At 58.8% G+C, this 26458-nt stretch carries 28 protein-coding genes and 2 pseudogenes; 14 read left to right on the top strand and 16 right to left on the bottom strand.

Annotation, left to right across the window (positions count from 1 at the left end):
* Both AS156_RS40325 and AS156_RS04645 read left to right on the top strand, forming a co-directional pair.
* The coding region (locus AS156_RS40325) for a transposase (protein ID WP_144440953.1) at nucleotides 1-324 on the top strand (324 nt) is incomplete at its 5' end.
* Nucleotides 325-726: 402 nt separating this feature from the next.
* Entirely contained in the window at nucleotides 727-2772 is a 2046-nt protein-coding gene (locus AS156_RS04645) for an adenylate/guanylate cyclase domain-containing protein (RefSeq protein ID WP_245312552.1), read from the top strand.
* 123 nt (nucleotides 2773-2895) lie between these two features.
* Here the strand turns inward: AS156_RS04645 and AS156_RS42705 are convergent, their stop codons facing one another.
* Complete coding sequence (locus tag AS156_RS42705; protein ID WP_160331053.1) at nucleotides 2896-3063, bottom strand: helix-turn-helix domain-containing transcriptional regulator; 168 nt, start codon at nucleotides 3061-3063, stop codon at nucleotides 2896-2898.
* Nucleotides 3060-3293 carry a type II toxin-antitoxin system RelE/ParE family toxin gene (locus tag AS156_RS04640; protein WP_245312549.1) on the bottom strand — a complete coding sequence of 78 codons (234 nt, stop codon included), beginning with the start codon at nucleotides 3291-3293 and terminating at the stop codon, nucleotides 3060-3062. Before AS156_RS04640 ends, AS156_RS42705 begins: the two co-directional genes overlap by 4 nt.
* Nucleotides 3294-3957: 664 nt before the next feature.
* On the opposite strand from AS156_RS04640, the gene AS156_RS04635 reads away from it, so the two are divergent.
* On the top strand, nucleotides 3958-5289 hold the full coding sequence (locus AS156_RS04635; protein ID WP_066500588.1) for a tyrosine-type recombinase/integrase: 1332 nt from the start codon (nucleotides 3958-3960) through the stop codon (nucleotides 5287-5289).
* A gap of 13 nt (nucleotides 5290-5302) precedes the next feature.
* Here the strand turns inward: AS156_RS04635 and AS156_RS40320 are convergent.
* Nucleotides 5303-6018: pseudogene (locus AS156_RS40320) on the bottom strand (IS5 family transposase).
* A gap of 101 nt (nucleotides 6019-6119) precedes the next feature.
* Nucleotides 6120-6452 (bottom strand): hypothetical protein, encoded by a 333-nt coding sequence (locus tag AS156_RS04620; RefSeq protein WP_066500672.1) that lies wholly within the window; start codon nucleotides 6450-6452, stop codon nucleotides 6120-6122.
* Nucleotides 6453-6812: 360 nt separating this feature from the next.
* Here AS156_RS04620 and AS156_RS04615 point away from each other — a divergent pair, with 360 nt between their 5' ends.
* Both AS156_RS04615 and AS156_RS04610 read left to right on the top strand, forming a co-directional pair.
* On the top strand, nucleotides 6813-7472 hold the full coding sequence (locus AS156_RS04615; protein WP_066500584.1) for a hypothetical protein: 660 nt from the start codon (nucleotides 6813-6815) through the stop codon (nucleotides 7470-7472).
* The gene (locus tag AS156_RS04610; protein WP_066500583.1) at nucleotides 7433-7801 is read left to right on the top strand and encodes a site-specific integrase; all 369 of its coding nucleotides are present in this window, start codon (nucleotides 7433-7435) and stop codon (nucleotides 7799-7801) included. Before AS156_RS04615 ends, AS156_RS04610 begins: the two co-directional genes overlap by 40 nt.
* Before the next feature lie 116 nt (nucleotides 7802-7917).
* On the opposite strand, the gene AS156_RS04605 is transcribed toward AS156_RS04610, so the two are convergent.
* From AS156_RS04605 to AS156_RS04590, 4 genes are read right to left on the bottom strand one after another with little or no spacing between them, the layout of a single operon-like run.
* Nucleotides 7918-9270 carry a ThiF family adenylyltransferase gene (locus AS156_RS04605; RefSeq protein WP_136626007.1) on the bottom strand — a complete coding sequence of 451 codons (1353 nt, stop codon included), beginning with the start codon at nucleotides 9268-9270 and terminating at the stop codon, nucleotides 7918-7920.
* A complete protein-coding gene (locus tag AS156_RS04600) occupies nucleotides 9240-9794 on the bottom strand; it encodes a Mov34/MPN/PAD-1 family protein (RefSeq protein WP_066500580.1) in 555 nt (184 codons plus the stop codon). Before AS156_RS04600 ends, AS156_RS04605 begins: the two co-directional genes overlap by 31 nt.
* A complete protein-coding gene (locus AS156_RS04595) occupies nucleotides 9791-10246 on the bottom strand; it encodes a hypothetical protein (protein WP_066500573.1) in 456 nt (151 codons plus the stop codon). Before AS156_RS04595 ends, AS156_RS04600 begins: the two co-directional genes overlap by 4 nt.
* 5 nt (nucleotides 10247-10251) lie before the next feature.
* Entirely contained in the window at nucleotides 10252-10545 is a 294-nt protein-coding gene (locus AS156_RS04590; RefSeq protein WP_066500571.1) for a hypothetical protein, read from the bottom strand.
* Between the two features lie 211 nt (nucleotides 10546-10756).
* Between AS156_RS04590 and AS156_RS04585 the strand changes: the two genes are divergently transcribed.
* Together AS156_RS04585 and AS156_RS04580 are read left to right on the top strand one after the other, a co-directional pair.
* Nucleotides 10757-11053, top strand: a complete 297-nt coding sequence (locus tag AS156_RS04585; protein ID WP_066500567.1) for a hypothetical protein — start codon at nucleotides 10757-10759, stop codon at nucleotides 11051-11053.
* A complete protein-coding gene (locus AS156_RS04580) occupies nucleotides 11050-12198 on the top strand; it encodes an ImmA/IrrE family metallo-endopeptidase (protein ID WP_066500565.1) in 1149 nt (382 codons plus the stop codon). The genes AS156_RS04585 and AS156_RS04580 overlap by 4 nt, the downstream gene beginning before the upstream one ends.
* 464 nt (nucleotides 12199-12662) lie before the next feature.
* Here AS156_RS04580 and AS156_RS04575 read toward each other — a convergent pair.
* The coding region (locus AS156_RS04575) for a hypothetical protein (RefSeq protein WP_136626015.1) at nucleotides 12663-13844 on the bottom strand (1182 nt) is incomplete at its 3' end.
* 44 nt (nucleotides 13845-13888) lie between these two features.
* Between AS156_RS04575 and AS156_RS41755 the strand changes: the two genes are divergently transcribed.
* Nucleotides 13889-14344 (top strand): hypothetical protein, encoded by a 456-nt coding sequence (locus tag AS156_RS41755; protein WP_136626006.1) that lies wholly within the window; start codon nucleotides 13889-13891, stop codon nucleotides 14342-14344.
* 69 nt (nucleotides 14345-14413) lie between these two features.
* On the opposite strand, the gene AS156_RS04565 is transcribed toward AS156_RS41755, so the two are convergent.
* Both AS156_RS04565 and AS156_RS04560 read right to left on the bottom strand, forming a co-directional pair.
* A complete protein-coding gene (locus AS156_RS04565) occupies nucleotides 14414-15157 on the bottom strand; it encodes a hypothetical protein (protein WP_066500558.1) in 744 nt (247 codons plus the stop codon).
* Entirely contained in the window at nucleotides 15150-15950 is an 801-nt protein-coding gene (locus AS156_RS04560) for a S1 family peptidase (protein WP_066500555.1), read from the bottom strand. Before AS156_RS04560 ends, AS156_RS04565 begins: the two co-directional genes overlap by 8 nt.
* A 525-nt stretch (nucleotides 15951-16475) precedes the next feature.
* Between AS156_RS04560 and AS156_RS04555 the strand changes: the two genes are divergently transcribed.
* On the top strand, nucleotides 16476-18434 hold the full coding sequence (locus AS156_RS04555) for a patatin-like phospholipase family protein (protein WP_160331052.1): 1959 nt from the start codon (nucleotides 16476-16478) through the stop codon (nucleotides 18432-18434).
* A 3-nt stretch (nucleotides 18435-18437) separates the two neighbouring features.
* On the opposite strand, the gene AS156_RS04550 is transcribed toward AS156_RS04555, so the two are convergent.
* From AS156_RS04550 to AS156_RS04540, 3 genes are all read right to left on the bottom strand, one after another.
* Nucleotides 18438-19382 carry a gamma-glutamylcyclotransferase family protein gene (locus AS156_RS04550; protein WP_136626005.1) on the bottom strand — a complete coding sequence of 315 codons (945 nt, stop codon included), beginning with the start codon at nucleotides 19380-19382 and terminating at the stop codon, nucleotides 18438-18440.
* Complete coding sequence (locus tag AS156_RS04545; RefSeq protein ID WP_136626004.1) at nucleotides 19379-19633, bottom strand: hypothetical protein; 255 nt, start codon at nucleotides 19631-19633, stop codon at nucleotides 19379-19381. The genes AS156_RS04550 and AS156_RS04545 overlap by 4 nt, the downstream gene beginning before the upstream one ends.
* A 93-nt stretch (nucleotides 19634-19726) precedes the next feature.
* Complete coding sequence (locus tag AS156_RS04540; RefSeq protein ID WP_136626003.1) at nucleotides 19727-19906, bottom strand: hypothetical protein; 180 nt, start codon at nucleotides 19904-19906, stop codon at nucleotides 19727-19729.
* 318 nt (nucleotides 19907-20224) lie between these two features.
* Here AS156_RS04540 and AS156_RS40315 point away from each other — a divergent pair.
* From AS156_RS40315 to AS156_RS04510, 5 genes and pseudogenes are all read left to right on the top strand, one after another.
* Nucleotides 20225-20353 (top strand): annotated as a pseudogene (locus AS156_RS40315) (arabinose transporter); the annotation flags it as partial.
* A 241-nt stretch (nucleotides 20354-20594) separates the two neighbouring features.
* On the top strand, nucleotides 20595-21971 hold the full coding sequence (locus AS156_RS04530; RefSeq protein ID WP_136626002.1) for a hypothetical protein: 1377 nt from the start codon (nucleotides 20595-20597) through the stop codon (nucleotides 21969-21971).
* 13 nt (nucleotides 21972-21984) lie between these two features.
* Nucleotides 21985-22305 (top strand): cytochrome c, encoded by a 321-nt coding sequence (locus tag AS156_RS04525; protein ID WP_066500542.1) that lies wholly within the window; start codon nucleotides 21985-21987, stop codon nucleotides 22303-22305.
* Between the two features lie 117 nt (nucleotides 22306-22422).
* Complete coding sequence (locus AS156_RS04520) at nucleotides 22423-23049, top strand: acyl-homoserine-lactone synthase (protein WP_066500539.1); 627 nt, start codon at nucleotides 22423-22425, stop codon at nucleotides 23047-23049.
* Between the two features lie 53 nt (nucleotides 23050-23102).
* Nucleotides 23103-24641, top strand: a complete 1539-nt coding sequence (locus AS156_RS04510; RefSeq protein WP_201455989.1) for a diaminobutyrate--2-oxoglutarate transaminase — start codon at nucleotides 23103-23105, stop codon at nucleotides 24639-24641.
* Here AS156_RS04510 and AS156_RS40310 read toward each other — a convergent pair.
* Both AS156_RS40310 and AS156_RS04505 read right to left on the bottom strand, forming a co-directional pair.
* On the bottom strand, nucleotides 24555-25262 hold the full coding sequence (locus tag AS156_RS40310) for a helix-turn-helix transcriptional regulator (RefSeq protein ID WP_082747323.1): 708 nt from the start codon (nucleotides 25260-25262) through the stop codon (nucleotides 24555-24557). The two genes, AS156_RS04510 and AS156_RS40310, sit on opposite strands and share 87 nt — an antisense overlap.
* 27 nt (nucleotides 25263-25289) lie before the next feature.
* Nucleotides 25290-26102 (bottom strand): alpha/beta fold hydrolase, encoded by an 813-nt coding sequence (locus AS156_RS04505; RefSeq protein WP_082747322.1) that lies wholly within the window; start codon nucleotides 26100-26102, stop codon nucleotides 25290-25292.
* Between the last annotated feature and the right edge of the window lie 356 nt (nucleotides 26103-26458).

The raw sequence follows: 26458 nt of genomic DNA, 5'->3' as shown, positions 1-26458 counted from the left end.
CCTGCGGCGACGGATCTGCGCACACTGGCCGCCACCATCAAGGCACGATGGATCTGCGAGCAGGCGCATCAGCAGTTGAAAGAGGAGCTTGGACTTGATCACTTCGAAGGGCGATCATGGCAAGGCCTTCATCGTCACGCTCTAATGACCATGATCGCCTACGCCTTCCTGCAACATCGTCGCCTCGCATATGCGGGGCGGAAAAAAAAGAATCAACGGGCCTCCGCCTCAGCCAACCATGCCCGCAGTACGTCACGCCATCGTCGATCTCATCCTGCGACCGCGGGCTCAGCGGTGTCCGTACTGCAGAAGACGAATCCTTGAAAAGTCGCTACAAAAACAGTTTCTGCCAAAGTAGTGCTAGGCCGTGTACCCATAAACCCAGCGGCGTGATGCGAAGGCAATGTCCGCTTTGCCCCTATAGCGGCCGGAGTTGTGCGGCAGCACAGAATGTCACGATGGGCCAGAACCGGAATCCTGCCCTCGATGGAGACCCGCACTTGCAGGGGGGCCGCAAAAGCGTAGGGTGTCGGAAAATAACAAGCAGCCGGCCCTTGACGTTGCCCAATATTGCAATCGAAACGTGGTCGTAGATGATCCTGCCGACCCAATCGGCGGCGCAGTTGACAAAGGTCCGGCATGCGTGGTCCCGGCGCATTGGCCGTCTACCGGAAGGCCCGCGCGTTCGGCGCGGTGCGGCTCAGCGCCGTGATGTCGGGGTTGTTCGTGCTTCTCAGCATCCCCGTGCTGATCTTCATCCTGGTCTACAACTACCGGCAGAACGCAGCCGCGATCAATGCGACCTTGAACGACGTCGTGGCCAAGACCAAGCAGGCCAGCATCGAAAACGCGGAATCCATGATACACGGCGTGGCTGCGACGGCCCGCGTCCTCGCGGAGGTCGGGGCTGCCGACCCCGCCTTCTTTCGAACCGAACAGAGCCGAGAAATCCTGTTTCAATCGCTCACCTCGGCTGAGGAGATCGATGCCACCTTCGTCAGTTTCGAAGACGGGTACCACCGGGCCGTGACGCGGATCGACGACAATCGCAGGCGATCCGACCCCAAGATCCCGCAAAACGCAAACTGGCATATGAATTTTATGGATGACTTCTCGGCTGGGGAGAAACGCAGCCGTCATCGGACGTTCTACGATATCTGGGACCATGTCGTCGGCACGTACGATGTTCCCACAACCACAGACTACCGGACGACGTCGGGATATCCGGAGGCAAAGCAATCAGGAACTCTGGCCGTGACCGAACCGCAGGTCAACGTCGATACCGGATTTCCGATCATCAATCTCAGGGTTCCGATTTTCCACGACGGGGCTTTCGTTGGTTGCGCGGGGGCCAGCATCACACTCGATGTGCTCTCTCGCTTTCTGGCTGCTCACCGCGCCAGCGTGCACAGCAAGACAATCATTGCGGACGCACTCAACGGCAAGATCATTGCGCTCTCCGAAAAGGAGAAAGGCGTCCGATTGGCGAATGGCAAGATTGAGGTCGCAGGGCTTGAAAACATCGACGACGGCGATGTCCGCCAGGCGTACCAATTGCAGAGGCAAAAGAACGAGGACGATTTCCTGTTTCGATCAACCCCGGATGGGGAGGAGATCAGCGCGTCCTTCACCCGGTTTCCGGGCAGTTTCGGACGACCATGGGAAATCATCAACCTGACGCCGACCGACGATTTTGTCGGCACTCTCAAGCGAACCAACCGGCAGATGATCGTCCTGATCGCAACTCTGACCGCTATCGAGCTGCTGCTGATCTATTTCTTCTCACGCCGCCTGTCGCGACCAATCGAGAGCGTGTCTCGCGAACTCCGATCGGTCGAAGACCTTACGTTCTCGCACGCGGCACCGCCGTCCTCGAAGATCAAGGAGATCAAGGAACTGCAAACGGCATTGTCGCTATTCGAGACATCGCTACGCTCGTTCTCCTCTTTCGTGCCGCTGGGTGTGGTCCGAGAACTGATCAAGACCGGGATCCCGCTGACCCTCGGCGTCGAGTCCCGTTTCATGACGGTGCTGTTTGCCGATCTGCAGGATTTTTCCAGCCTGGCCGAGCAGATTGCGCCAAACGACCTGCTTGCCCAGCTATCAGTCTACTTCGAAGCCGTCTCACAGGCCATCGCGGAGGAGCACGGCACGGTCGACAAGTTCATTGGCGACGGCATCATGGCGTTCTGGGGCGCGCCTACTCATAGCGACGACCATGTGTTGCGTGGCTGTTGCGGGATGTTGCGCGCGGCACGGCGCATGCAGCAGCTCAACGCAGACTGGAAGGCGCAAGGGCGACCGCCACTCCGTCTGCGTGTCGGCCTGCATTGCGCAGACGTGCTGGTCGGTAATGTCGGCTCAAGCGAGCGGCTGAGCTATACGGTGATGGGCGACGGCGTCAACGTCGCGGCGCGGCTTGAGGGTATCAACAAGACCTTTGGTACCACGCTCTGCATCAGCGACAGCGTGGTCGAGTCTGTTGGACCCGATATCGTGGCCAGGCCCATCAGAAAAGTGCAGGTCAAGGGTCGCAATCACAAGTTCATGATCTACGAGCTGATGGGAATCAGGACCAGCGACGATCCGGAGCTGGCACCGCCGGACGGGTTCGAAAAGCTCTGTGAGATGACGCGGGCGGCCTCAAGCTGTTTTGAGCGAGGCGACCTCCATGAAGCAGCACGGCTCTACGAGAACATCCTGATGGTATTTCCCCACGACCCGCTGGCGAGATCATTGCTTTCGATGTGTTCCGCAACATCGGCCGCTTGAGGCGGCAATTATCGAGGATTGAAGGTATGACCGGCCTCCCATAGAAATCGGCCACGACAAATTGTTCAAGCAAGCACCACTATATCCCGCTGAAATCCTGGCAAGAGGCGCACGTTCGCCCCTTCATGTCGGTAGCCGACCGCGCTCATGCCCTGTGCTCACGAGGTTGAGGGCGTCGCGGACTTCGGCGGGATCGCCATCGGCAAGAACAATGCTCAGATACTCCGCGCGGGCCTCCGGTGTGCGGACGTGCTCGGTGGCATCGAACTTCTTCAGTTTGCCGATTTTCATCCGCAGTCCTCCGATGTCTCCGCGATTTCCTTGGCCTTCCGAATGCCCTTGGTCTGGGTCCGCTTGTCGCCGCAGCAGAGCAGGATGACGACGACCTTGCCGCGCCGGGTGTAATCCACCCGGTATCCAGGTCCGTGATCGATGCGAAACTCGCTGATCGCGCCTCCGACCGACCTCCAATCTCCAAAGTTCCCAGAGATGACCCGCTCGATCCGGCGAACGATGTGCAAGCGGGTGCGCTGATCGGTCAGTGCAGCAAGCCAGTTGGTGAAGTGGGGCGCGAACCTCGATCATGAGATGTGTAATATATAGATTGCAACCTGCAAGGGAAAACTGTAATCCATGGATTACAGTTTCGGCTCAGGCCTATGGTGACTCCGCTTGCCCGTTTTCAGGCGGCGTCGGAAATGGCGTAACCTATTGATCCGGCTTGCGTCGGCTACTTTGCATGGGGTTGTTTTCGACATTTTCGATGAGGCGGTCCCCGAAGGGCACCGGAATGTCGGTTCAGGAGGCTGAATGGTGGACGCACAAGGGATCGAACCTTGGACCTCTCCCGTGTGAACCACAATCTGTAGATCCGACCCGACCACGCCCGGCCACAGTTTTGTCTGAATAATTTATTTTATTACAGTGGCTTGTGTTGGATTTGGCCTCAGTTGGCCATAAGCGACCATACTGCATTTTGTGTGCCCCTGTTGTGCCCACCACAGATTTTCCCGTGGGGCACACAATTCGTGGAAGGGTCTGTGCCTCCTTTGTTCTCGAAGGCGCCGTCCTTCCATGCTCGTGTGCCCCAGGGCGGAAAAGCGAAGAAAAATCAATGCTGCTTTCCCGCCATTTGAACGATCCGGGCGCCCGCGGGGGCACATCGTGACGAGGAGCGTAGGGATCATGCCGGAGCCGAGCAACCAACTGACACTGACCGACGCGGTGATCCGCAGCGCCACGATGCCACCCGGCAAGGCGCAGCATTATCTCCACGACGATAAGCTGCCCGGCCTCGCGCTGCGCATGCGCGCTACCGGCGGCCGGACCTGGGTTTACCTCTTCACCAAGCCGGGAGTGAGGGGCACCCAGCGCAAGACGCTCGGCCCATGGCCCAAGTATAATGAGAAGGTTGCGCGCAAGGCCGCCACTATTGCCGCTGGCGAGGTGTTCAAGGGCACGGACCCTAATGACGCGAAACGCGAGGCGAGGCGGCAACAGGCGGCCGAAAAGCAGCGTACCACGCTGGCGGACCTCATTGTCGAAGATGGTCCCTACCAGACGTCGTTAACCGGACGGCAGGTCGTCAACTGGAAGCCAGCCTTGTCGGCGTTGCGGCGCGGGCTCAAGGAGCACACTGAGAGCGGTGTGGGGGACCTTACTCGGCGGCAAATCATGGCAGCGGTCGAGAAGGTTACCAAGACCGGTAAGCGTGGCGCGGCCAAGGACCTGCGTAAGCACACCCACACGTTCCTCGAATGGTGCGTCAGCGAGGGCTATGTCGACCACAATGTGCTCGCAGGCTATCGCGAGCCCAAGGAAACCCGTGCCCAGAGGGTGGGACGCCGAACGAAGGGCCGTGCACTTGCCGATGAAGAAATCATCAAGGTCTGGCACGCATCCGGCAAGCTCGGCACCTTTGGACTCCTGACGAGGACGTGCCTACTCGGCGGCCCGCGCCGGAGCGAGCCAACCATGATCGAATGGCAAAAGCACGTCATGGATGATCGCATTACCTTCGATGCGGCTTGGACCAAGATGGGCTTGCACCATGATGTGCCGCGCACCCACCTCGTCGACGAGGTGCTCGCGGCCGCGAAACATTTTCAGCGCGCCACGTCCGACTTCGTCTTCCCGTCACCGAAGACCGGTGGCCAAATGTCGGGCTTCACCAAGATGGTCAACCGCTTGGTCAAGGAAGCGGGTGTCGCCAAATTCACGATGCATGACTTGAGGCGCAGTCTGCGTACCATCATGTCGCGCTGCGGCTATGACAACGAGATCCAGCGGCTGTGTGTTGGACAAAAGCCAAGCGGAATAGATCAGGTCTACAATCACGACGAACAGTGGATCATCCGCAAGATGGCATTCGAAGCGGCTCATGATTACATCGCGGAATTGATCGGCGCGATGCGGGTAGGTAAGGTCGTGCGCCTGCAGAGAACGAATCCGCTCGATCCGATCAAGGCTGAGCTGCTGGGTCGTCTCCGCGAGCATTATGCGGCTGAGACGGCTTAGGCGGTGTGGACAGTTATCGCATCCATAGGACGATGGCAGCGAGAGTGACGACGGCTCGGTAATTTCGGGCGGTCTTTTCGAAGCGGGTTGCGACGCGCCGGAACTGCTTGAGCTTGCTGAAGCAGCATTCCACGAGATGGCGCTGGGCATAGAGATGTTTGTCGAGCGGATATTTGAGGGCGCGCGAGGGGTTGTTGGGGATGACGGCGAGCGCGCCCTTGGCTGCGATGGCCTGGCGCAAGTGATCCGCGTCATAGGCTGTATCGGCCATGACGACCTCGGCGGGCAGTCCCTCGATTAATGCGGCGGCTTGCGGTGCATCGCCCTTCTGGCCTGCAGTGAGCGTGAAGCGGACCGGACATCCCAGACCGCGAACAGCCATGTGTATCTTGGTGCTCAAGCCGCCGCGCGAGCGGCCGAGCGCCTGATCTTCAGTCCCCCTTTTTTCGCCCCGGCGGCGTGTTGATGCGCCCGGACGATGGTGGAATCGACGATCAGATATTCGAAGTCTGGATCATCGGACATCGCCTCGAAGATCCGCCACCAGACACCCTTGACGCTCCATCGGCTGAAGTGCCGGAACACGCTGTTCCATTCCCCGAACGCCTCCGGAAGATCACGCCAGGGAGAGCCCGTACGCACGATCCAAAGCACCCCCTCCACGAACATCCGGTTGTCGCGCCCGGTTGAGCCCTTCTGGTCTGGCCGACCTATGATCAACGGCGCCATCCGCTCCCACGCCGCGTCGCTCAACACCAACCGATCCATCACACCCAAGACCACCTCCCAAAAAGAAGCCTTGAATCTGATTTGCTCTCAAAAGGGAATCCTTAGAGTCCACACCACCTAGTGGTTTTGTCGCATCCGGCCAAATAGTCGCGGACAGCGTCGACACGATAAAGCGGACGGCCGTCGACGTAGCGCCATTTCAGCGGGTGGTTCGGATCGCGCCGCCACTGCTCCAGCGCTCCCGGCGTGCGCCGGATAACGGCGGCCGCCTCTAACACAGTCAAATTTGAGCTGCCCGGCAGCGAATCTATATCGAACGTCGCGGGCGGCGGCATGCCACGGTTCTTGCGACGGCGCTTCGTGGCAGGCGGCATTTTCAAATTACCCAGCGACTCTAATGCCTCGATCCGGCCCTTTTCGTCCTTGCCACCCATGCCTCCGCCCTGAACCATGATCGGTCTGAGGCAATAAGATCGTAGGCTTCTCAACGAAGAAAGAGAGCTAGAGCGCAGGTAAAGCTGCTGGGTAGCTGTGGCGTACAATTAGGATGAATCACACCCCTTTGCCGAGAGCTTGACGAGCAATTGTGAATCGTTGGGAGAGATCAGCATCCATGCACAAATATGCGATACGCCACTACTAGCTCTTGAACACAGGAATCATATTCCTGTGTCCCGTTCTCGATCTGTAAAATTCGGCAGAATAGTCGTGGTCGATGACACGGTGAGCCGCGAACTCGACCGTGACTTGGATGAGAGGATCCCAAAGCCAAGCATTTCGCTAAGCCGGAGGCCTTGGTCAGCGACGGTAAAGTCGATGCCATCGACATGTTCGAGCGTTATGCCGATGAGGCTGAGAACGACGACAAGACCCGACGATTGTGGAGGATCAAGATCAGGTTGCTGATGTCATTGGTCGGCCACGATGGCCTTGCCAGATTGACCGTCGATAATGTCATTGCCCGGAAGGACAAACTACTCAAGACGAAGAAGAGGCAGTCGAGAAAAGACAAAAAAGCGAAGAAGCCGGAGCAGACGCTCGATCCGAAGACGATCCGAGATTCATATCTCGCAGCCGTCAAGGCCACGCTCAACTATGCGAAGCAACAACGGAAGCTGTCGCAGAACGTGGCGAGCGAAGTCACGGTCAGGGTAAGAAGGAAGAAGAAGCAGCGCGAGAAAGGGTTCACCGAGGAAGAGGCCTTGCTGATCCTCAAGGCGACGTTGGCGCCGGCGTCACCCAATATGTCCGAAGAGCATGCGAAGGCGAGGCGCTGGTACCCTGGATCTGCGCCTATACGGGGGCGCGCGTCAACGAGATCACGCAGCAGCTGCCGTCGGACTTCAAGACCAGGAAGGGAATCGACTACATCAGGATCGACGCGGACGCGGCAAAGATGGACGAGTATCGCGAAGTGCCGCTGCACGAAGATCTCAAGCGGCAGGGACTGCTGAAATACAAGGAGAGCCGTAATGGGCGGCCGCCCTTCTACGATCCCGGCCGCTCTCGTGGAGGAAGGGACGCCGGCAAGCATTGCCGGAAGACCGGCGAGCGCCTCGGTGCGTGGATCGGGAGCGAGGAGGTCGGTGTCACCGACGAGAAGGTGGCTCCCAACCATGGTTGGCGGCACCGCTTCTCTTCGCTTGCGCGACACGTTGGCATGCACATCGACGTCCAGAACATCATCCAGGGGCACGCCGGCGAGAAAGTCGCATCCGACTATGGCGATGCCTGGATCGAGACCGCCTACCGCGAGATCATGAAGATCCCGAGGTATGAGTGAAAGCGCAACAGGATATGCTGTCTGTCGTCGCAGCACCTTGGAGAGGCGTTCGTTGTTCGCGGTGTTGGTCTACCCAGACTCGAACCCGTCGACCGATTTGGCAGAGATCACCACTGCTAGATCTCGAAACATGCTAACCTAGCGTAGCGCGAGCCGGCGATTGCCGATCGGTGCACGCCAGCGTGCCGGCTCTCGCATAGACAGCCGTTGCGGTGCGGAAGCGGGGTACCAATCAAGAGAGGCTGATCCTTAAGGCCTAGCATCACACGTTCGGGAGACAATGGGTAGCGTCGGGCGGAGAGTTTTAGAACCTCTGCTGCCGTCATCAGGCCTGCGGCGAAAGAGAGGAAGGGCAGAGCTGCGTCGGTGCGCTCTTCCTCGACCGTCGTCTGGCGCGCGCTGGATCCATCCGTGGCGCACGTTGTGGGGGCGAACCTCGCATCGGGTGGAAACACGCAGAGCGAACAAGCTTTCGCGCCCGGCGTGTGTCGCATTAGTGTTGTTTGCCAATTTCGACCCGTAGTGGCGTAGAGCTGGATCGGCGGAAATCCCATCTCTATGTGGTACCGCACGTTGAATTCGTTGGCTGCCGAAATCAGAACGTCTATCGAGCCCGAATCACGGAGATTCCATAACGAGGATTCATGCAGGGCGACCGGGTCGGCATCCACATCCTTGACCCCGACTTCGCGCAGAAAGGTAGCGCCAGCATTGACCTTGACCAGATCGATTTTGGCATGGGCATCGGTGAAGATCGGAGATCGGGTTATGTTTTGGACCCGAACCTTGTCGTGGTCGATCAGGCTGGCGCGGAAATCGCGAGTCGCGAGAGCGAGAAAGTAATTCGCGGTTGAGCCTACCGAGCCGAATCCCGCAGTCATGACGTGACCAAGTGAGATGCCGACCGGTGAAAAATTTATCACGATGGGGGCGTTGGTCCAGTCCCATGCGTTGCTGACAAAAGGGACGGTCATGGCACCAAAGCGAGTGCGAAACAGATGCGCCGCCCCAAGCACCACGGACAGCGCTGCACCAACGCCGACGTCCGACGTAATCAGCGGTAAGGGTGACGGCCCCTGTCCGATATAAGCGTTCCACCCGGACCCGTGCACGAGAGCGTCGTGGCCGTCAGGCCCGAGATGGAAGCGGAAGTCGCCCGTGTTAATTGGGCGGGCACCGTAGTTGCCGAACGGATCGACTGCTCTCATGCCGCCGAGGGCGTGCTCTGTAAGTGAGCGGCCAGCCCAGGGCAGGCGTGGGTGAATGGCGATATCGTGGAAGCCGATCTGCACTGATGGTGACAGCCGCCCCAGCAGATTGCAGGCCACAAGCGCTGCCACTTGTCCGTCGTAGCTTGCAAGGTGGTCGGGCGATGCGGTGATCGTGACAGTCTGCATCGGGTCGAGCGGCGACGCGCCGTAGCGACGCATCCGGTCGTTCAGTAGATCATAGAACTGCTGCTGGTCCACGGCCCGTTTCCCGGAATGATGATGATGTCGTCGTCCGAAAGCACCATCCAGCCGTTCGACTTTTGCCAGAAGTAGGCGGCTGAGCCGGCGAGCGATGGTAGATGCCGCCCGTAATCTGGCAGCACGAGCGAGGCGTATCCCGGGTAACGAATCTTGGCACCGTCAACGTCGCCATCGCTGTGGTAGGCTTGGCCAGGATGTGTGTGGACCTGGGCGACTACCTGTAGCTCGAACCTCGCCGCCGCCTGCATGCAGGGTACCATGGCCCGGGTCGGGACATGAAAGCTGCCCGCCGTCGTCTGCGCTTCTGGCGCGAAGACCGCAACGGCAAGGGTGACGGCCCCATCGGTCCGACCGAGCAGATAAGCGATCCCCTCCTGCCGCTGCCGCTGAGATCCGACCAGGGCGGCCGTTAGGCCGTCGAGCGCGCCTGCAGTCACCAACAATTTAGCTGGCTGTAGCGTGATGGTCGGAATGCTCTTCGGCTTGCGACCAAGAAAGCGCTTGAGCCATTCGGATATCATGCTGCAAGCCTGCCGTCGTAGTTCTTCATCAGCTCGTAGGCGATGCGCAGGGCCATGGCACTGAGGTTGCGGCACGCCTTAGTGTAGGGGTTGAGCTGCCAAGCGCCGATCTCCCAATCCGAATGCGGCCCGCGGGAATCAACTGTGGTATAGGCAAGGCGATTCCACGGCGCGCAGATCACACCGTTGCCATGCAGGAAGTTACCGCCGCGAGGCGTGTCCTGCCGATAGTCAATCCTACCGGTCGCCGGATTGAACCAGTGCCAGGCAGGTGGCATCGCGGCATATCCGTCGCATCTGACGCGCAGGTGGCAGTTGACCCCGTCCTTGGCAGGGAGTCCAAGGACGAAGGTGAGGTCGTCGATTTGCTCAAGCGACCAGTTCATGAGACCGACATTCTCCCTGAGCGTATCGAGTTCGGCCTTCACCAGCAGCGCAGCAGGTGTGCTCAAGATGATCAGACCCCGGAGCCGGTTGCGACCAGCGTCAGCTTGTACTTGCCCTCCTTGAGGCCGAAGCTAACCAAGGGGCGGGTAATCGGCTCGAGATTGACGTCGCCAAAGTAGAGCTCGAATGCATCCCCTTGGGCGAGTTCACGGTCTTTCACCACGTCCTCGATGACGTCAGCGATTTTATCGTTCTTGTCGAACGATCCGCGGAAGACGCCGTTCGGCGTCGCGATCTCAAGCACGACATCGTCGTCGTGACCTTTTCCCGATTTATCGCCGATATCCTTGTTATCTTGAGGCATTGCCAAACTCCGTTGCTGCCAGGCTGCTCGCCCAGTGCCAATGCCCCGGAATCTGCGCGCGGGAGGGCGGAGCAAAACCCCTTGGCCCGGACGATTCTACGTGTTAGTCCCACTTCTGGGAACGTCGATTCTCATATGGCATGGCGCGAGGTGGAGCGCAAGATGTCGTCCCACAATTGGGAACCATATTTTTGGCGAGGTCGCGTTTGCCATGAAGCTGATGGGAATATCGAAGCTGGCCGATCTTTCGCGTCGTGCGGGAGACGCTCTGGATGGGGCTATCCCGGCTCTTCTCGCGGAGCTTGAGGCAGGTACGTGGCAGTCGGCGACTGAAATTGCTGGCTTCTTTCCCATGGCGGTGGTCGACGGTATCACGGTCCGGATTTCGCTAGACGGCGGCTATCGGGTCGATCTCCTCGCTGATTGCGAGGCGCAGATGATTCTCATCGAGTATGCGGGTCCGGGAAGCGGGGCACGCGCCGGCAAGACAGGGAGCAAGGCGGCATGACAATTCGGCCGATACGCACGGACGAGGACTATCAGTCGGCACTCAAGCGTGCTGCGGCGCTGTTCGGGCAGGGCAGCCAAAAGGACCGTGATGACCTTGAAGTATTGCAGGCTCTCATCGAGAGATGGGAGCGTTCTAAGCACTCTTTCGAAGCTGCTACACCCGCGCAGGCGATCAAGTTTCGAATGGCCCAAGTTGGTCTATCACAGCGCGATCTGATCCCCTACATTGGCAGCAAGTCACGAGTGTCAGAGATACTTAACGGTCAGCGACAGCCTACGGTCGATCAGATTAGGGCACTGCACCAGCATTTGGGCATTCCCGTTGCTTCTCTGATTGGCGCGTTCAAGCATGAGCCAGCTGCTGGTCCATCGAGCACGTCAATAGCGGCGGAAGGCAAACTCCGTAGACTTGGCGTGATGAAACCGAAGGAGAATCTCACCGGGTTTTTGTCGCGCTCAAAAGCTTCTACTCCCGCAGTCGCGATGTTGCGCAAGACCAGGACCGAGCGCACCAATGCAAAGACGGACATGGCTGCACTAGAAGCATGGTGTGGAGCTGCATTGGTGCAGGCAGAGAAGGTCGCTATCAAGAAGACCAAGATCAACGATCCAAAGAAATCGGCACGGCAACTGGCTCAGCTAAGCAAATTGCCGGACTGGTACAATCAGATCGCGGCTGCGCTACACCGTATGGGAGTAATTCTTGTCATTTTGGAGCGCTTGCCTGGTACGTTCCTTGATGGTGCGGCGATGTGCCGGAGCGATGGCATTCCGGTGATTGCGCTAACTCTGCGCCATGATCGATTGGACAATTTCTGGTTTACGCTGCTGCACGAATTTGCCCATGTCGTGTGCCACTTGAGCTCTGATCGACAAGTAATTCTGGATGATCTTGATGTGGCGAGTTCGGAGGGCATCGAGGCCGAAGCAGATTCGTTTGCGCGGAACGCCCTGATCCCCGCCGCAATTTGGAAGCCGATAGACGAAGACAGTAGCACGGAGGAGGTGATGGAGGCGGCGAACAAAGCCGGCGTGCATCCTGCAATTGCTGCCGGCCGCTGGCGGTTCGAGCATTCGGACTATCGTCGGTTCTCCAAGTTGATCGGTCGAGGCGAGGTAAGGGCCGCTCTCATTCCGGCCTAGGCACTGTGCGGATCTCGGTAACGCCGACCTCCTTCACTATCCGAAGTCCGAAGTGAATGCAGAAGTTCTGGGACTTCGACCTTAGCTAAATGGGCAGAGTCCGCGCGGCCGGCGTGTCGCGGCGAAAGGAGGCGCAAGATGCCGCAAGATGACTGCTACATGCTTCATCGCAAATGGCTCGGGGCGGAACAGGACCTTAATGATCGGAGAAGGCACCAAGGACGAGATGCTGGATCGCTACGAAGCGATGCCGCAAGCCAATCGAAGTCAGAGTTTCATGAGCTCGCGGGATGAAGTTTAACCATCTCGAGATCGAGAATCTGCTCCGACAACGCGACGAAGAGCGTTAGGTGTTTGACGTTGAGCCCGGCACTGCGCGGGCAGGGCGATGTGCCGGACCGCCAGCTTGGTACGTCATTGCTTCGCCGGCGTGTCCTTCGCGTCCTGCACCGGGACCTGCCCCNCCCCGCCGGTGTCGTGCCTAGTCGCTGGGCGAGAGAAAGGCGTCCAGCCCGACGCGCGCCTCGCTCTAGACAGGTGAGCAGGTTCGTTTTGTCCAACAGCCGTCCGGTACGAGCCCGTAACTCCGCGCCGTCGCCCAAGGATTTCAGATAGGTTGCGGCCCGTTCGTTGAAGAACTCCGGAAAAAAATCTCCACGGCCCAGATAGAAGAGTGCTTCTAGATCCGCGGCTTCCTGGCACAAGATTGTTTCGCTCAGGGCTTCCACGCATTCGCGCTTCTTTTTGATGCTCGTGATCAGATCCGCCGAACTGAACCGCCTTCCTTGGACGACTGAAGGCTCCTTTCCTACTCTGTCGGGATGAAGAATGTGCCATTGCTCTACGACGAGCATCACCTCGTCGTCGAGCAGATAAGGAAGGTCGGTCTCGCCGCCGATCATCCCATAGAATTCGCGGTTGGCCTTGATCGCGTCGATCGCTTTGCTGAATTGGGTGTTGCTGAGTGCGAAGCGCTCCCTCACGGCTCTTTTCGCCTCTGTGAAGGCTTCGCCGCTCCATTCGGCGAGCGGAGGCATCATGGAGGCGATTTCGCGGAGATCTGCGCGCGAGCAGCGGGAAGTGTGCGTGCCGGTCTTTCGCTCGGAGACGAAATCGATCGTTCGGTGCATCAATCCATCGATGACCGACGACAGTTCCTTGAGGCTGTCGCGGATGACGACAATGTTTGCCAGGGATTCACCCTTGAGGCTTATCTCGCCGTCACGGTTGACGTGGTACCTCAATTCCTGTCCGTCGTCGTCTATCCGATCGAGGCTGACGACGAAGCGCTCCAGCGCCTTCAGATGGCTTCGTATCGCTTCATCGGCGACGTCGGCCGTGACCAGATAGTCCCAATGTCCCTTGATGTCGTGATTGGCCGGATGCCGCTGCGCGATGGCGCCGCAATCGAACAGTTGGCTGGTCACGTATTTGAGGACGAGTTCGATGGCATGGCGTGCATTGTAGAGTATCGGAAGGACGAGCGTGTCGCGTTTGGCGAGCATGTTCTTGTCAATCACCGCGTTAGCGAGTTCGCTCGCGGCCTCCAGATAGCCCTCGACGTAGTGAAGTTCGTCGCCCTGCTGCCCGATGCAGGCGTTCCAGGTGCTGTCTTCCGATAGGCCGAAAAAGGGATCTTCGCTCATGTCGCTTGCTTGAAGCCGTCTCTGGTCGGGATCAGATATACACGATGAGCCTGGATCCAGGTACCAAAGGCGATTTGTTTGAGCGCGACCGTTCCGTTGTCGGCTTATCCAAGAGGTTCCAACTCCACGGTCTTCCAGTCCGGCTTGGAGCCAAGATCGAGCAGCTTTCCGATTGCGGAGACGTACAGCGCGAAGCCGTCCTGCAGGATCGCTTCGACGGTCTTTTTGCCTCGAGGCTTCAACGAGCCGCCGTGCGTGGCCTGATTGCGGAGTTCGTAGAGCGAAGCGATTGCCTGCCGGTTTTGCGAGCGCACGGCGACCTGGCCGCCGACGGTTGCGCTGACCTCACGCTCACCTTCCAGCTTGGTGGAGCGTTGTCTCCTTGGTCGCTCAAGGCGATCTCGAACGCGAGCGCCAGATCCAGCACGCGATCGATCGGCTGTTTGCGCGATTGGCTTAACCGGAACCTCTCCATCGATCGAAGAAGTCGCGAGCGCTGATCGCCGTCCAGGCTGGCATATCGTTCGATACTCGTGGTGATCCGATCGCCGTCGGCCGGAACCACGAGTCTAACGGATGGATGGATCTCGGGCAGCAGCCACGTGAGGCTGTTCTCCCATTCGGCCCATTCGAGATCTCCGTCCGCGTATTCGAACCAGCAGGGCGACGGCGACCGGATTGCCGACGCAGGTGGCTTGGAGAAGGATGGACAGTTCGTCGACCTTCCACATCGCGCCGTTCATGACTTCGAAGGCCGCGGCGTCGCCTCTGATGTAAGGAAAACCCGGCAGCGTCTCGACGAACGCGGCGGTCGGGCGATCGTAGTACGTCTGCAGGAGCCACTGGGATCCATCGTAGCAGGGGTGAGCCCGATCCAGAATTATTCTCTTCATGTGGGAATCGGAAAGAGCGTCGAAAGACATCAGGCGGGTTTGACGCGCCAAGGGAACGTCGCCATCGACCGGCAATCCCCAGAAGGCCGCTTTGAACAGACCCGTCGTTTCGCGCGTGGTCATGAGGCGCATGAGCCAGGAGACCGCGCCCTCGACGTCGTCGGCAAGATGGACTCCTTTATCGAACAGCCGCACGGCCAGGCCGTGGGAATCGATGATCGGCCCCGAGCCGCCGCTGAACAGAACCTTGCCTGCAATCGCGCGATAAGCGTGGCATCGTTCGATCGTCGCCTCGAGCTTAGCGACGGCTCCGGCGCTCGGTCCGCCACCGAGCAGCGTCGGCTGCGGGTCTTGCTGCTTGTAGTCTTTCGAGACCCCCTCTAGCGCGGTCCTAAGGGCTCTGACGTCGTCATCAAACATCGCCTTTGCTCTCCTCCGGAGAGCAGGTCGAGCCTGCATCCATCGCAATCAAACCTTGCTTCGCGAGGTGCCGCAAGGTTATCGTCGGTCCGCCCGCGGATGCGTCCGAAATATACTTCGGTATTTCCAGATCCAAAAGCGCGCTCGCGGGCGTGACGAACGCGATGTCGGTCGCGCCCTCGTAGCTGCACGAGGCAATCCCGAACACCCTTCCGGCGGCGTTGAGCACGGGTCCGCCGCTCGACCCGCCGTGAAGATGGATGCTGGTCCGGAAGTAAGGCGGCATCAACTTCACCGAAGGGCCGCGATCCTCGAAATACTCCTCCATGACGCCGTCGTAGAAATCGGGCTGCAATCTGAACACTTTTCCCTCATCCGCGTCGACGACGGCGTGAAGGGGGTAGGCCCAAGTGCTGACGGGCGACTCGATCGAGGGCGTCCGGGAAGTCAGCGAAAGAACTTTGGGCCGGACGACATTGCCGGACGCATCATCGACGAATTCATATCGCGGAACACCGAACGCGACGTCGGCGGTCGGGTGGACGAAGAATCTCCAGATCGGAAGGAAGCAGGTCCGTCCGTTCGGCAGCGTGCCCGCGATGCCGACCGAGTCCGGCATCTCGGCGAGGTGCTGCTCCGCTTCGAGCGCGACATGGGCCGCCGTGGCGAAACCTCCCTTACCTTGGAGGTAGAAGCCGGTGCCGATCAGGGAAAAGCTGTCAGCCGTCGGTCTCTTGAGAATGGCGAAGGTCGCAAGACGCCCGTCCGAAACCACCTCGTCGGCGTTCTGCATGCGCCAAGAATCCGCGTCCGCGGTGCCCGGCAGAGGTGTGAGGCGCAAGCTCATGCTCACAACCTAATCGAACAGGCGAAGACGTGTCCAGGATGGCCCGATCGTGAGTCCTTCGACGGCGGTCGCTCGACCGCGACGCGCTTGGCGCGACGAGGATTGTGACGATGCTTGACCGGAGCACCCTGCAGGTAAAGGGCCTTGATGGCTGTGAGAGGGCGGGCCGCGCGCCCAGCGTGGCCTTTGCGCGATCTGGGTCATTTCAATCTCGCCGGGATCGGCTCGCTTCTCCCAGCGCCAGCATGGCGCCCGTCGACGCGCGAAGGGACCTCGAAGAAAAAGCCGTCCGTCGAGAATTACGTTTCGACACTTTACTTACGGCGACAATAGTCGCCGCCAACGGCGCTTAGTTCAGCAATTCGGTGGGAGCATCCGAGATTCTTAGGACAACCTCTTGCTAACGTGCATAAACTAGATCAATCTTCGGTAGTTTAAGCCGCTCTTACAGTTGTTAAAGAGATTATTGCTGTGTCGGTCGGTCTTACATTGTCAGGCGGGGGATTTAGGGCTTCCCTTTTTCACTTGGGCGTCATCCGCAGACTTGCCGCAGAAAAGCGTCTAGCGGACATTGGCTACATCACGAGCGTTTCCGGGGGCAGCATTACTGCAGCTCACCTCCTGGCTAACTGGGAGGAATACAACTCAACACTCGAACGATTCGAAAAGATCGCTCAGAAGCTGACGTCGCTTGTGAAGATTGATCTCCGCGGTCGCATTCAAAGAAGGCTTCCGTTTTTATGGCTTTGGGGGCTGCTCCCATTTCTTCGAAGCCGATGGCGTCTGACGCCAACGCTCCTGCTGGCAAAATACTACGACAGGCATTTATTTGGAAAGCTTCTATCCTCTGAGCTTGAAGGTGCAGGACGGCCTACCCTCCTCGTTCTAAGCACTAACTTGTCGCTACCAGGGCTGACGTGTTTTGGGCCTCAGAAGGCGTTGAATATTCCGTTCGAACAACAAAAGCCCCCTCCGATTCCCACTGCTATGAATCCACTAGCTCAAATGGTGGCGGCATCGTCAGCGTACCCGGCTTTCTTTCCGCCACTTTCGCTCGATCATACAGACGTTGGCGCCCCTGAAGGTTCGTTTCAGCAGGGGAACTATTTCACCGACGCCGGCATATTCGACAATCTCGGCTTGTATGGTCTGAAGGAGGGGGCATCGGGTCAGCTAAGCAACATTTATGTTAGCGATGCGGGCCGTTCCTTCGTCCCGCAGCAGGTGGCCGAGTTTGGGATATTGCGTACGGCGCTTCGGGCCGTCGATATATTTATGTTCCGTATTAGACTGTTTGATTTGGCTGCGAGTGCAGCTACACCTTCCACGAAGGTAATTTCAATATCAGATCAGACAAACGTCTCCGGTGCTTCCCCCATAGCAATACAAGCACAGCTTCAAAATGTTCGCACCGATTTGGACAAATTCTCCGAACTCGAAATTCGTGAGTTAATTAGACACGGTTACTATCTAACCGCAAAAGTGTTGGCTTCGGAGAAGGGGCTTCCCGCTCCACCGTTGATTCCCGGCTGGGACATTCCGGCAGATGCCCCAATTGCTGCTCAACGCGAATTTGCACGAAAGCTTCAGCGTAGTTCCGTGCGAAAATGGCGCCTTTTTTCTGTTCGCGATTGGGTGAGCGGAATGCAGCTTCTAGTACTCGCTGCATTGTTAGGAGCAGCGCTCGCACTTAGCGGTCCAATCGCAGCTCAGCTGGACCGCATCAGAGGTGGTCTTCAGGCCGCTTCGCTCAGGGACAAGCCGCCGGAATGGACCGAGCCGCCTCACATCTCCGTAGAAGTAGTGGATAAGCTCACCCAACCTACCAATGAAGGCTTCGACATAACAAGCGACAGCAGAGTGTGGGATCTACGCCAACTCAAGCGCAGCGGCAACAGCCCCAATATTGTCGGTCCTCTTCTTCTGACGCGGCTATCAACCTTGGCGCGGCGTGACGCGAGCGCCACCCAATACAAGTATCTCTATCGGACCGCAGCTTCGCAATTCGTGGCATGGTCGCCCGGACAGGTGGACGGGGTCAGATTGTTGCGATCCACACCGCCCGCTGACGGCGGCCTAAATGTACTAACTTCCTACGAACTGCAACTGGATGTCACACAGCATCCCCTCAACGAGAAATTCGTACTTAAGGCACAAGCTCGCACTGTAGACGCGCCGTGGGATCGTAATAACACCTGGCTTGGGATGAGGATAACCGATGATACGGCCTCCGCATCAATGCGCATCATCTTCCCGAAGGATCTGCCGTACAAGCGACCGGTGTTTCTGAGCTATCCAAACGATAGTGCTTTACCGGCTCCCTCAACGGATGGCATCGTGCTCAACCAAACCGCCGAAAAGGAGTTGATATGGAGAGTTGAGCACCCAAAACGCAATTGGACCTATCGAATCCAGTGGGATTGGGAGTGAAGGCTATTGCCTGAGGTTTCTCGCTCGCGCGGCACGTCGGACCCAAAAATCGGCATCGCGTGACAGTTTGTCTAGCTGGGATTCCGATGTCAGTGGTGCGTCTGCTGCGAGTAAGCGGCAAAGCCAGTAAGATGAGTCGGATACGTCCGCACCCTCCGCACCTAAAATCAATTCCTTAACCAGACCGGATGGAATGCGTTTGTCTTCGTTGGAAGCCGGCGCCCGGTGCCTAGCGTCTAGCCATTCGAGGCCCGCTGTCACCCTGCGTAGCTGCTCTGCCGGTTCGAGGGTCAGTGGAGCCAGTTGGGGAAAGGCGAAGCGATGAAGCAATACCAGGGAGGAATCGCTCTCTTCCAAAAGCCACAATCGATGGCCCTCGCTCGAGAAGAACACAAACGCTAAATCGTCGGCCAAAACGTCGGGCTCAAGGGTGGACGAAAGGTAATCATCTAAGAACCCCGGTACGATTTCGGCAATCGACGCCGCGCCATTTCGCCCCATATTGTAATATGCCCGGCTCACGACAGCCGAAGTAGTGTCAGGAATAGGATCAACGTAGGCGTAACACCGGATGGACGGATCCAGCTCGTAGCCGCTGTAGGGCGATATTGCCTCTCCAATATCGATGCGTTTGTAACCTTGCTCTCTAAAATCCAAATCCGATAAGTGGCTGCTTGCAACACGCCAGCAAACGCCATTAACAGTTCTGCTGCTGCACCGTTGCAGGGTAGCGAATGCGACGCGTTCTGCAATTCTCCAATCGCCCGTGTGCACATAGCGCTTACTGTCGTTCGTTACGAAATTGCGTACTGCTCTCCAGGTGCGAACGTAGCCGCGTAGCCGGGCTGGTACGAATTGTTGATCGCTGCCGGCCAGTCGAATTGAGGTGGCCAGTGACCCAGCTGCAAGGATACTCTGATAGCCGAAGATGTAGACGTCCGAGTTCATTGCTTGCCGTTCGCCCTTCTGCGTCGGTGAATCTGGGCTAACTGGTGGTCGGTGGTTAATTGCCGCGGTCGCTGGCAGAAAGAATAGATGGCTTCAGCGTCTCGCGTGACGACGAAGTTCTGACTTAGAGCAAAGTCGAGCAGCTTGGTTGCATTAGGGGTATTCGTTGTCACCATGCCCGCTGTGCGATCGGTCGTATGCTTCTGCGGGTCGGCGCCGGCAACGAGCGATGCGATATGATCACGCTCCATGCCCTCCTGCTTGGTCGGCGGCTGTCTTCCTAAGTTGCAACGATCCATTGCGGTCCGCATTTCACTCGTCGGGACTCATACTTCCGTCGACCGTCACGCGCCCATCGGCAGCGTCGTAGCCGTCTCCGCCGGAACGGGATCCGCGTCTCTGACGGCGCCCCGACAGACATCATACCGTTGCTCCTCCTTCTTGTGCTGATCGGCAGCCAGTACGCGCTCGTCCTCGGTCAAGTTCTTCAGAAAGGCATAGGTCTCGGAAACGTCTGCGACCATCCGCTTGAGATCGACGTTGTCCTGACGTCGAAGCAACCCCTTAAACTGTTCTCAAATCATCAGCGTGATTTGCTCGGATTTATGAACCGTCCTTATTAGCGTATTCGTTTGTTGCCGGCTAATGCCTGCCGAACCGATTGCTACAATACGAATATGCGCCTCAATTTTGCGACTCATCCGAAAACCACTCCTTCTCAAGAAGCAGCCTACGAAAATGAGCAGCTAAGCTCAATAAGCCTCAATGGTGAAGGCGGGAAGCGAGCTCTGCCGGACATTGGCGGCCATGAAGGTGGGAATCCGAAGGCCTTATTGCCGATTATGGCCGTCGTTTTGGCTGCCTTCCTCGTTATCGGTCTTGCAATCCCGGTGCTGCCACTGCATGTGCACCAGGACCTTGGGCTCAGTGCCTTCGTGGTCGGCTTGGTGACGGGCAGCCAATTCGCGGCAGTCGAAACAGACCCATCACCGTACGACACCCGTGCGAACCTTATCGTACGGGCGGGGCGCAAGACCTAGGCATGTCCCTAGTTCGTTGCGACTGGCCAGAGCGAAATGCAGCGAATGCGACGCGTACGCCCACGTGCCTAGGGTACATCCTAGGACGCTCTACATGCGTCGTGTGAGATGTTCAGCCCGAAGCATGGGAGGATCGGTCATGCACTCTCCGAGCCGAATACGTTGCGGCGTCTTGGCGATCGTCGTTTTGCTCTCTGCGAACGGCGCGTCGGCGGACTGTCCGAGTGAGCCGACCTGGTTGCCGAACACGCCCGCGCCGACCTACGACAAGCCGCCGCCGCACCCCGCGCCGGACTGCGGGTTCTACAAGCCGGCCTGGCAGAACTTCCTGTTCGCCACGCAGTCGGATGCCGACGGGCGAGCGGCCTTCCTCTCCTATCCGACCATCTCCGATGTGTTCGGTCAGAACTTGGCAATCAAGTCTGGCTTCGCGCCCCAGCGCAGCAAGATGCTCGCGCTTGCACCCCGCTCTCTCAAGGGCTCGAACGACCCTTCCACCGACCCCGCCGGAAAGGCCGCGGTCGTGAACGCTGGGGCCCGACAGGCTGGTCTGAATGGGTTGCTCGTGGATCAGAGGGGCAATCCGGTTTTCTACGCCATCCACATGAATCAAGCGTTCGCCGACTTCGTTCGTCGCAACGGTCTCATCACCAAGGCCGCGTTGCAGGCTGCGGACGAGAACTTGTCCCTAGAGAAGGGAGTGGTCGAATTGAAGTCCGCGTGGCAGATCGTACCGACAGGCAGTTCGGCCGACAACTTCATTACGACGCAGGCCCTTGTGCCCGTGCTGAAGCAAGTCGGCAATTCCGTCGACGTCGACGCGAGTGCCGCTCCAAGGGAAGTCACCGTCGCCCTTCTGGCGATCCACGTTGTTTTCGCGTTGGAAGGCCATCCTGAACTGATTTGGGCGACTTTCGAGCACATCGATGATTCCGGCGCAGGTGATCTCGCTCCAAACGGCCCGTTTCCAAATGGCTCGACGAACAATGCGCTAGTAAACTCAGCTAGTTCAATTCTCTACAAAGGCGGTACTTCGGCTGCCGTGGCCAACGGACTTCCGGTCGATGCTGATCTCGTCGCGGCATTCGATCCCGTCGCTCAAAGTTTCACGAAAGGTGGCATTTTCCAAACTTCGGTATTCCGCCTCTTTCCGACGTCCAAGTTAGAGAATGTGCCCGAGGACGACGACGTCGTCAGCCTTAATGGTCACTTGCGGAGCGACTTCGCCGCCAAAGCTCGGCAAGACGAACGCGGGCACTATCGGCTGGTCGGAGCGGTCTGGCTCGATCATCCGGAGACCACGTTCCAACTCGGTAAAGCTCTCGTCAACCCGCAGGGCGTAGGGCCCGACGACGATGGCGCGGTCGTCGTCGGCGAAGACGGGCTGTCGAGCATGGCGATGGAATCGTTCACGCAGGACTCATTCGTGAACTGCTTCGGTTGCCATGACGCTCGTAAGGTAACGGATCTACAGAATAACGTCCTGATGACGGCCAAGAAGCTCAACGTAAGCCACATATTTTCAAAGTTTGTTGGCGAAACGCGATAATCGGAGGAGAGCCATGGGATTTCAACGCGTGAAGGATATCCTCGATCAGGGTATGGCCGCGTGGGAGAAGCAAAACGGCAAGGCCGATCTTTCCAACCACGGGCCGACATTCTCTTGGACGACGAAGGCGGCCCTGTTGGCGGCCAGCGGCCACAACAAACGGCTTATCCAACCGGAGTTAATCGGAAACGGCGGCGACAAGACGAACCTCGTCATCGATCTGCGTACGGGCATCGCAAGTCCTGCGTTGCGGATGCCGAAGGGCGGACCTTTCATTCCGGATGACCAAGTCCAGGAGATCGTCGATTGGATAAATCAAGGCTGCCCTGATTGATCCCGGCGCGGGCACGAAGAACTTAGGATCCTTACGCCGACACTCGATCCATCTCCGTTCCAAGCCGAGACCAACCTCGATTTCTGTGCGCCCCTCCGCGCGAATCGGAACTTTCGCATGATCGAAGCCTTTTCTCTCGCCACCGCACATCATTTCCAGGATGCACTGGCCTCGCAAGCGCGCTTGCGGCACGACGTGTTCGTGAAGCGACGCGGTCTGCCTCATTTCTCATACGAGGGACTCGAATTTGACGAGTTCGATACGCCTGCCGCCAGGTACCTCGTATGGCGGGACGAAAGACGGGTAGTTCGAGGTCTGGCACGATTGCTGCCGACCGCGCGTCCCTACATGTTACAATCGTACTGGCCTTATCTGGTCGGAGACAGGCAGCTGCCTTGCGCGGACGGAATTATCGAGGTCACGCGGGTCTGCGTAGATAAGTCGCTTCCGCCGGCGTCGAGGCGCACCGTCTTTCCCGAGTTGCTCTGCGCCATTCAGGAGATCCTCCGTGCGACTGGCGGCGAGGGAATGGTGGGCGTCACTCGCGAACATCTACTTTCGCATTTCGTTCGGGACGGAATCCAGTGGCTGGGCCCGACGGCGGAGATAGAGGGCGAGCTCGAAAGAGCTTTCTTCGTGCCTACCGAATGCATTCGGCCCGAATATCATTGTGAAAAGTACGGGATCGGACGCAGCGTTCTCGCGAATCCGGAGGACTTCGCCTATGCCGCACGAGCCGCCTGACCAAGGGCGCCGGCATCGGCCCGATCCGAAGGATACCGCCGGCAAAATGGCCGATGCCGTCTCATACCTGTGCCGCGTCGCGGTCGAAGAAGGACTGGAGATCGTCGTCCCGGATCTGTTGGGCGTCCGTCGCAAGCTGGAAGAAATCGCCAATTCGGAATGTCACTGCTCCGGGCATTGAGGCCGCGGGCGACTTACACGGTCGGCAGAGGAGAAAGTCGGTCATGCACCTGGACGTCTTCGCTCAGAGCGAATCCGCGGTTCGCTACTACTGCCGCAAGCTCCCGAACCTTCTGAGCTCCGCCCGTGGCGCGCAGCTACAGGACGTGGAGGGACGATCGTTCATCGATTTCATGTCCGCTTGCGGCGCGCTGAACTATGGCCACAACCATCCTCGCCTCAAGCAGGCCGTCATCGAGCACCTGTCATCGGACGGAATAGTCGCCGGGCTCGACTTTCACACGGTCGCGAAGCTCGAGTTCATGAAGGCATTTCAGGAAGATATCCTGAAGCCCCGCGGGCTTTCCTACAAGCTGCAGTTTCCGGGGCCGACCGGCGCGAACTGCGTCGAGGCCGCGATCAAGCTCGCTCGGAAAGTCACCCGACGCATGCCGATCGCGGCATTCAGCAATGCTTTCCACGGGATGTCCACCGGCGCTCTATCTCTCACGGGGTCGAAGGCCGCTAGGCAAGCATCGTCGCCGCTGCTCGGCGGCGTGGTGCGGCTGCCGTTCGACGGATATCATGGAGCAGGCGTCGCCGATCTCGAGCGGTTCGAAGCGATGATCGACGATCCGTCGGGCGGCATCGAGCCCGTGGCGGCAGTGATCGTGGAAGTGATCCAGGGCGAGGGCGGACTTTCGGTCGCGTCCGATGAATGGCTGCGCGCGTTACGGGTGATGACCCAGAGGATGGGAGCTTTGCTTATCGTCGACGAAATACAGGCGGGGTGCGGCCGTGCCGGGACGTTCTTCGCGTTCGAACGCAGCGGCATCGTGCCCGACGTCGTTTGTCTAGCGAAATCGATCAGCGGCTTGGGATTACCCATGTCGCTGCTCCTGTTGAAGCCGGAATACGACGCCTGGTCACCCGGAGAGCACAATGGAACGTTCCGCGGCAACGCGCTTGCGTTCGCCACCGCCACGGCAGCGGTCGGTCTATGGCGGTCCGGCGAGATGGCAATGGTAACTCCAAATTCTCGGATGCTCTCGGAGTGGTGCAGGCGCATGGTTCGGCGCTTCGGCGGCCGTTTGGGTCCCAAGGGACGAGGGATGATGCAGGGTCTCGAATTCGCGGATCGCGGCATGGCCGAAGCCGCCGCCGGCGCGGCTCTGAGGCGCGGTGTACTCGTCGAATGCTGTGGACCCCATGACGAGGTTCTGAAGATCATGGCGCCACTGAACATAGAGCCGGCGGTATTCGACGAGGGTCTCGAACTGGTCGGAAAGGCGATCGAAGACGTGCTAGATGCCTCCTTCGGCGAACCGACGCCGCTAGATACTGGCTCAGAGAGGTATGATGCCGCTCTTGATCGCCATGATGACGGCGGTGATGCGATTGCCTGCGCCGAGCTTGCGCATGCCGTTGCTTAGGTGGAATTCCACCGTTTTCTCTGAGATCTTCAGGATTTCACCGATCTCCCAATTCGTCTTACCTTCCTTGCACCAACGGAGGCATTCCACTTCCTGCGACGTCAGCTGAACGGGCTTCTCCTCGCGTCGGTCCGTGAGCTCGCAGTGTGTCAGCCAGTATTGGAGGCTCACCATATAAATATGAGCCATTCCGTCGGACGGAGCGTCGCCGCGGACGCGCAGGCTGAGGCTAATGAGATCGACTTCCTGGCCCGCTCCACGGATCGGAATGGTGATGCCCGAGTGAACGCCCAACTCCCGGCAGCTCTCGAAGAAGGACTTCTGCTGTCTCGTGAAGCCGCCCGTCGGGCAGGTCTCGCACCATTTGAACGGTCCGCGGATCGAGTGTACCTTCTGTACGACCGGGTCGATGCGGTCCCACCCCTCGGCCCTGTACGTGTCGAGATAGCCTGGCGGGAATACGCTCCAAGGCACGGAAACGAGACGCCGGTTGTTCGTCCGCGCGAAAACCGCATTCTCGTAACCTTGATCCGCGACTGCGTTCAGGAAAAGCTTCTTTAGATCGGCCGGAGTGGCGACCCTGCGTGTGGATTCGATGAAAGTCTCTATGTTCGTTCCCATCGGGTCCCACGCGGTTCGAGTTCGCGGTCAGTGGTTCGTCACGAAATCCATCATCGCATCGTTGAATTCCGTCGGCGTCTCCCAATGTGCCGCGTGTCCGGCATCGATCAGAATCGGGTTTCGCCGCCAGAGATTTCGGAAAGGAACACGTTCGAGATAATCCACGCGGAGGAAAGGATCCGATTTCCCCTGCACGACAGCGATCGGTCGATCGCTCGTCGACACGACGTCGATCTCGTCCGCGCCGCGGCCGGCCATTCCGTTAGCGACCATCCAGTGTCTCGCGTCGCCGTCGGTGCGGCGCGCCATCTCGAGCAGGCGATGGTCGTTCCTGAGCCTCTTGCCCATCATCGCTGTCGTGTATCGACGGACGTCGTCCTGGCTGAAGGTCTTTCGCCCGGCGAGGGCGGTGGCGGCCGTCCAGCGGAATCCGCGCGCTACTCCTTCGGGGGTCAATCGGACCGGAGGGGTGCCGGTGATCAGCAGCGAACGGACGGCCGAATCAGAGGCCAGCATTTCGATGCCTATATGGCCGCCAAGCGACCACCCCATCACGTGGAACGAAGAGTAGCCGAGCGACCGCATGAGCTGGCTCAGCACGCGCGCGTATCCGGGAAAACTGTACGTCGTGGAGGGCCGCCGCGAATCGTCGGACCCACCGTGGCCGGGAAGATCGGGCGCCACGATGCCCAGCTTCGTCTTGCTCAGGTCCTTCAATTGCCTGGCGAACACCTCCTTGCAGGAGGAATTCCCGTGAATCAAAAGTATGCCCGTTCGACCGGCTCTCCGATGGAACAACTGGAGGTTGAGTCCTCCGACGAAACAATTCCGCGAAATCATGAGTCGTCCTCCCCGAAAAGGGGAGCGGCAACACGCCGCCTAACTGCTGGCCAATCGGATTTTCTTACAATTTATGATTGCTCATCCTACACGCGTGAAGACCGCGGTCAACAGGTTGGGTCTCGTCTCGACGTTCATCGATAGTGAAGATGCCGGATCGATGTTCTACGGAGCCGCGCGGATGCAAAAGCCGACGGTGGTTCTACAGGACCAGAGAGTGCGAGCCGAGCTGGCACGAAATTCCGAGCTCGATCACTTGCGCGTAGTCGCTAGACGCTACGACGCGAACACCACGAAGAAGTCAGCTCGGTCTACGCTGGTCGCCTAGGAAGGTCCCTAGGGCGCGAACGCCCGGC

Source organism: Bradyrhizobium macuxiense (genome assembly GCF_001542415.1).
GTDB lineage: Bacteria > Pseudomonadota > Alphaproteobacteria > Rhizobiales > Xanthobacteraceae > Bradyrhizobium > Bradyrhizobium macuxiense.
Note: the sequence above shows the minus strand (reverse complement) of the source record. Positions and strands in the feature narration are given on the sequence as shown.